Annotated in this window: 3 protein-coding genes; 2 read left to right on the top strand and 1 reads right to left on the bottom strand. The window is 24.5% G+C overall.

All coding sequences use genetic code 11. The features are described 5' to 3' along the window. Positions 1-111: 111 nt before the first annotated feature. On the top strand, positions 112-1,278 hold the full coding sequence (locus AAT22_RS10460; RefSeq protein WP_047001166.1) for an SAM-dependent methyltransferase: 1,167 nt from the start codon (positions 112-114) through the stop codon (positions 1,276-1,278). Between the two features lie 231 nt (positions 1,279-1,509). Continuing rightward, a complete protein-coding gene (locus AAT22_RS10455) occupies positions 1,510-4,884 on the top strand; it encodes an AAA family ATPase (protein ID WP_047001165.1) in 3,375 nt (1,124 codons plus the stop codon). Positions 4,885-5,020: 136 nt separating this feature from the next. Here AAT22_RS10455 and AAT22_RS10450 read toward each other — a convergent pair whose 3' ends face one another. Beyond that, positions 5,021-6,103 carry a GerMN domain-containing protein gene (locus tag AAT22_RS10450; protein ID WP_047001164.1) on the bottom strand — a complete coding sequence of 361 codons (1,083 nt, stop codon included), beginning with the start codon at positions 6,101-6,103 and terminating at the stop codon, positions 5,021-5,023. Between the last annotated feature and the right edge of the window lie 111 nt (positions 6,104-6,214).

Here is a 6,214-nt window from a genome sequence, read left to right as displayed (position 1 = left end):
TACTTGTTACCTGATACCTGTTACCTATAAAATCAAAACAACTGTAAACTGTGCCTTGTGAACTGTGAACTGAAAAATGCTTCGCATTTTAAAACAAGGGGTTGTTTAGAGATGGAAGATTTAAAAAATGCTATTTATGAAATATTAAAAGAAGAAATTATAAAGATAGTTATTAGTAATAAAGTAAACAAAGAAGTTGAATATAATAAAATAAATTTTTTGCTAAAGGAAAATAGTAAAGGCAAAAAATATTATCAAATAGAAAAATTTACTGATAAACAAGTTTTTCATGAAAATATTGAAGTTAATGAAATAGAAAAAGTACTATTTGGTATTGTAAATGAAAATTATAAACAATTATCTGCATGGTCTAATGAAAGTTCCTTTGATTTGAAAATATCTAAAAAAGGAAAAGTATTTTTAGGAAAGAAAAGAAGTAATAATTCTAAACTTTCTAATAAAAGTCATAATAAAGAAAAAAATTATATATTAAAAGAAGGAATGATAATAGAGCCTTTAATAGACCTTGGGGTCTTTACTAAAGAAGGTAAAGTCATAAATTCTAAATATGATAAATATAAGCAGATAAATAGGTTTATTGAAATAATAGATGATGAGATAAAGAAAAATGATTATAAAGAACTTACTATATTAGATTTTGGTTGTGGAAAATCATATTTAACATTTGTTTTATATTATTATTTTGTAGAAATAAAAAATATAAATGTGAAAATGATAGGTTTAGATCTTAAAGAGGATGTAATTAGAAAATGTAATGAAATAGCTAAAAGATATAGGTATGATAATTTGCATTTTGAGCTTGGCGATATAAATGGATATAAGTACGAAAATAATGTTGATATGGTAATAACATTACATGCCTGTGATACAGCAACAGATTATGCTTTATATAATGCAATTAAATGGAATGCAAAAATGATTTTTTCAGTACCATGTTGCCAGCATGAATTTAATAATCAAATGCAAGCAAATACATTACCTATACTAACCAAGTATGGTATAGTTAAAGAAAGAGTAGCTGCGTTAATGACTGATGCAGTAAGGGGAAACCTTTTAGAGGCGGTAGGATATAAGACACAACTCTTAGAATTTATTGATATAGCTCATTCACCTAAAAATATTTTGATAAGAGCTTCAAAATCTAAAATTTCAATGGAGAAAAAAGATAAAGCTTTAAAAGAAGTTTATTCACTTATAAATGAGTTTAACTTTAATCCTACTTTATTAGATTTATTGAAAAAGGACAATTTTATATAATGTTCATAGCTGTGCTTTTAATAGTACAGCATTTTTTATTCTTTAGAAAATTATAAAAGCTTTATTATTTGTGTAACTATTTATAATTTTTAGTTGATTTGGAGTGGAACGATGAAATAAGAAAACTTACATATGACCTTTTTATATTTGTGACTAAGTTACAATAAATTTGATAAAAATAATATAGAATAGTCTAATAAGAACATATTATAAAATGAGTGGGAGGTATATATGGATAGAAATGAATTAACATTATATTTAGAAAAGAAATTAAATAAAGAATTTATAGGACAAAGAGAATTCTTTAAGGAAATATCAGAATATTTTATAAATAAAGTAGAAAATAATGAAAAAGGAATTCTAGTTCTAGCAGGACATAAGAATACATTTAAGAAGGCAAGTATTAAAACAATCTTTGAGGAATTATATGAAAAAAATTTAATGAAAAATAAAAATGTAGATGAAATAGATTTAGCATCTTATAATTTTAATATGGGGTATAATGCCTTTTTAACGGATTTATATGAGAAACTAGATAATGATAAATCAGATGGATTAATGTTTAAAAATACTGAAAAAGCATCAGAGGAAGTAATCAAATTACTATCAAATATATATCCTAATACTTGTATTCAATTAAATAATGATTACATAATTAAAAATAAGTTTCTGGTAGAAGCTAAAGTTCAAGACAAAAATAAGATTAATAAAATTGTTTGTCATAATAAATTCTTTATATTTATTTATAATTATGAAGATAAAAATGAGTTTGATGATTTTTCCCAATTATCATTAAAAAATAGAGAAAAAATTTTTTATACAAGAGAGCTAACACAAAAAGAGAAAAATATAATTATAAGAAAGAAGTTAATAAATGAAATAGAAAAGATAAAATCTGATTTTGGAGTACAAGTTTTATTAGGATTTAAGGATAATGTTAATGAAAAAGAAGTATTTGGTGTTTGCCAATATCTTCAAAAGAACTTCAATAAAAATAGTGGGTTTGATATTACAGAATATATATATTATAAAGTAAGTGATCCTTTAAGAAATTTTATATTAAAAGAATCTATAGAAGAAGGAGAAAAGATATTAATATATGTAAACCATAATAGGTTATATTGTAAAGCCAATAATGAAATATATAGGTTAAATAAGTATTCAACACCTACTTTAGATGATGTTAGATATAAATTAGAATCTATAATAGGGGTTAAGCAATTAAAAGAATTTTTATTAAATATAGAAAATAATTATAAGGTGCAAAAGATAAGAGAAAAGCTAGGGTTAAGGACATCAAGAATATCTTTAAATATGATATTTGCAGGAAATGCTGGTACAGGAAAAACAAACGCAGCTAGAATAACGTATGAGTATTTAAATGCTTTAGGTTTATTATCAACTGGAGTATTTATTGAAGTTAGTAAAGCCGATTTTATAACAGAAAATGTTAATGAAACCGCTAAAAGAACGAATGATATAATAAATTCAGCAATAGGTGGTGTATTATTTATTGATGAAGCATATGCCTTATGTGAAAGTGAAGATGATAAAGTCGGAAAAGAAATAGTAGATGCTTTGTTAAAAGGAATTGAAGATAATAGAAATAATTTAACTGTTATATTAGCTGGATATGAGAAGGATATGGAAGAATTTTTAAGCTTTAATCAAGGACTTAAATCTAGATTCCCCAATATAATTCATTTTGAAGATTATAAACCTGAAGAAATGTATGAAATAGCCATGCAAATTGCTAAAGCCAAGGGATATAGAATTGCGAAAAATGTGAAGAACGATTTGATAGATCTATTTGCTAGAAATCAACTTACAGGTAAAAATGATTTAGGTAATGCAAGATTTGTTAGAAATATAATAGAAAATGCTATTATATATTCTTCAAGAAAATATTTAACCAATAATAAAAGCGAAATAGATCTTTTAGAGAGAGAAGATTTTAATTTTAAAGCTAGTGCTAAATTTGATTTAGAAGAAAAGTTAAAAGGCATAATAGGATTAGAAGATGTTAAAAATCTTTTAAGAAGTCAATATAAACTTTTAGTTGCACAAGAAAAAAGGAAATCAGTTGGAGTAAATACAGAAATAGAGCAAAATTTAAATATGGTATTTGCGGGTAATCCAGGCACAGGAAAAACTAGTATAGCCAGATTAGTTGCTCAAATGCTAAATAGCATGGGATTATTAAAAGTGGGTCAACTAGTAGAAACTGATAGATCTAGTTTTGTTGCTAATATTCCAGGAGAAACAGCTAAAAAAACAGAGGAAAAATTTAAAGAAGCTTTAGGTGGAGTATTATTTATAGATGAAGCATATACTCTTGCAAATGATAGTCTAGGAAGAGAAGCAATAGAAACACTTCTTAAATTAATTGAGGATTATTCAAGAGAAGTAATAGTTATTTTAGCTGGGTATGAGCAAGATATGGAAGAGTTTTTTGATGTAAATATAGGTCTTCGATCAAGATTTCCGTTATGGACTAATTTTGAAGATTATAATCCAAATGAACTTTTAGAAATGGCTATAAGGTTAGTTGAATCAAAGGGATTTAAGTTATCAAAGAACGGCTATATAGCGTTAAAAAAGAGCTTTGTTGATATATATGAAAATTCTGATGCACAATCAGGAAATGGCAGAATGGTTAGAAATTATGTTGAGAACTTAATAAGAGTTCAAAGTATAAGAATTGCAGAAGAGGACATAAGTGTCTATGAAATGAATTTAATAACATCCAAGGATATAGAAAAACTTAATACTTCTCAATATGATAATGAGTTTGACTTAGAAGAAAGATTAAAAGATTTAATTGGAAATGAGGAAGCTAAAGAGTTTTTAAGAGATCAGTATAAATTAATGAGGGTTAAAGAAAAACGCAAAAAACTAGGATTATCGACTGATATAACTAGATATATGAACATAATTTTTACTGGAGAAATTGGAACTGGAAAAAAGACAGTATTAAATATATTGTCAGAAACATTATATAGCATGGGTGTTGTAAAAGCTAAAAATATAGTAGAAATAAATAAAGAAGAGATTATAGACAATATGAAAAATGGAGTATCTTTTGAAGACATTTTAAACAAGCAAATTGGTAAAGTTGTATATATAGATTCAGCAGAATTTTTATTACAAGATACATCAAATAGGATAATTAAGGACTTAATTAAATTTATAGATAAAAATAGTAATAAAATAGTCTTAACTTTATCAGGGAAAAGTAAGAATATTAAAAAGCTTATGAAGTCAAATCCAGAGTTAAACTATAGATTCCCATCAATGCTAAACTTTGAAGATTATAAAAAAGATGATTTATTTAATATGGCATTGAGTATTTTGGAGAGCAAAAGATATATTTTAGATAACGAATCTAAAGAAACTTTAAATAAAGCTATAGTTGAGCTATATGATAATAGAAATTTAAGTTTAAGAAATGGTTTAATGATAAAACAATACCTAGATATTCTTATTAGAGAGCAAAGCATTAGGATTTGTGATCCAAAAATAAATCCTAAAGAAATGAGTATAATAATTTCAAGTGATATTATTAAAAGTAAAAATCAATTTTTATCAAAGAATATTTTTGAATAATATTTTTATAAGAAATTATAAAAAACAAAAAGCAGCAAGTATATAATTTTTATATATTGCTGCTTTTAATTTACTTAGTAGCACTTTTAATTTAAAAATAAAGTGACATATAATTATAATTAAAGATGATATTATATTAGATATTTAAAGGCTTAATGTTATTTACATTTATATTAATGCATTCATTTGCTTCTAAACTTATATGACTGCCAGAATAAGGTTTTCCGTTTACCAATATTATAACCTTATCAATTCCATAATTATATGCATAAGTTAATGCTAAAGTTTTCAAAGCAGCAGATTCACTACCAGAACCAACTTTAGTTAAAATGTTATAATAAGACTTTGATAAATCTACGGTTAATGTATTATTAACTTTATCTAACTTAGCTGTACGAACAGACAAACTATCACCAAAATTAAAAGAATTTTCATCAGGAGTATTTTTCAATTCATTTGTTAATGCAGTTACTAAAGCACCATCTATAACTTCAATAGGTCTATCGATATAATAAAAAACATCATCAGAACAATTATAGTAGTAAACTCTACAATTTAATGTTTTTTTGTTTTTTGAAGAAGACTCATTGTTAGTATCATATGAAGTTTTAGAATATGCAATTGCAGAATTATAATCTACTTTAAAATAACCCTCAGGAAGTTCTCCTCTTAATGATGTATACAATTCATCACCAAAGTAAATAGCTACTTTATCAACACCTAAATTATAACCATAAGTTGAAAGTAACGAAGCTAATAATCCACTTTCAGTTGAAGTACCAAGAACCATTTTATTAACATATGAAGATGAAAAAACTACAGTTAGAAGTTTTTTTTCTTTATCAATTTTAGCAGAGGTAACTTCTACTTCATTAGTAAGGTTCATAAAATTCTTATTAGGAGAATAATTTTGTAATTCTTTAGTTAAAGCTTTTACTATTGCTTTATCTGTGACTTCAATTTCTTTATCAATATAATATAACTGAAGTTTTGAAGAGTCAAAATAAAATAATCTAACTTTATTATTAGTTATTGATTTATTTTCTGGAGAACCATTATTTGATTTTTCATTTTCACCAGGAGTATCTTTAGATTCTTCTTCATCCACACTATTTTGTGAATTTGGAGCTTTTGGAGGTTGATTATTATTTTTTTTACAACCAATTAATGTGAGTGAAAATATTAATGAGAATATCAATAAAAATATTCTTTTTTTCATTTAATCACTTCCTAAATTTATAATTGTTAATATATTTTATTATAATATACAATAATTATTGACAAAATAAAAAATAAATATTTATTATACAGAATAAAGATATAATAATAT

It is taken from the genome of Clostridium sp. C8, assembly GCF_001010885.1.
GTDB lineage: Bacteria > Bacillota > Clostridia > Clostridiales > Clostridiaceae > Clostridium > Clostridium sartagoforme.
Note: the sequence above shows the minus strand (reverse complement) of the source record. Positions and strands in the feature narration are given on the sequence as shown.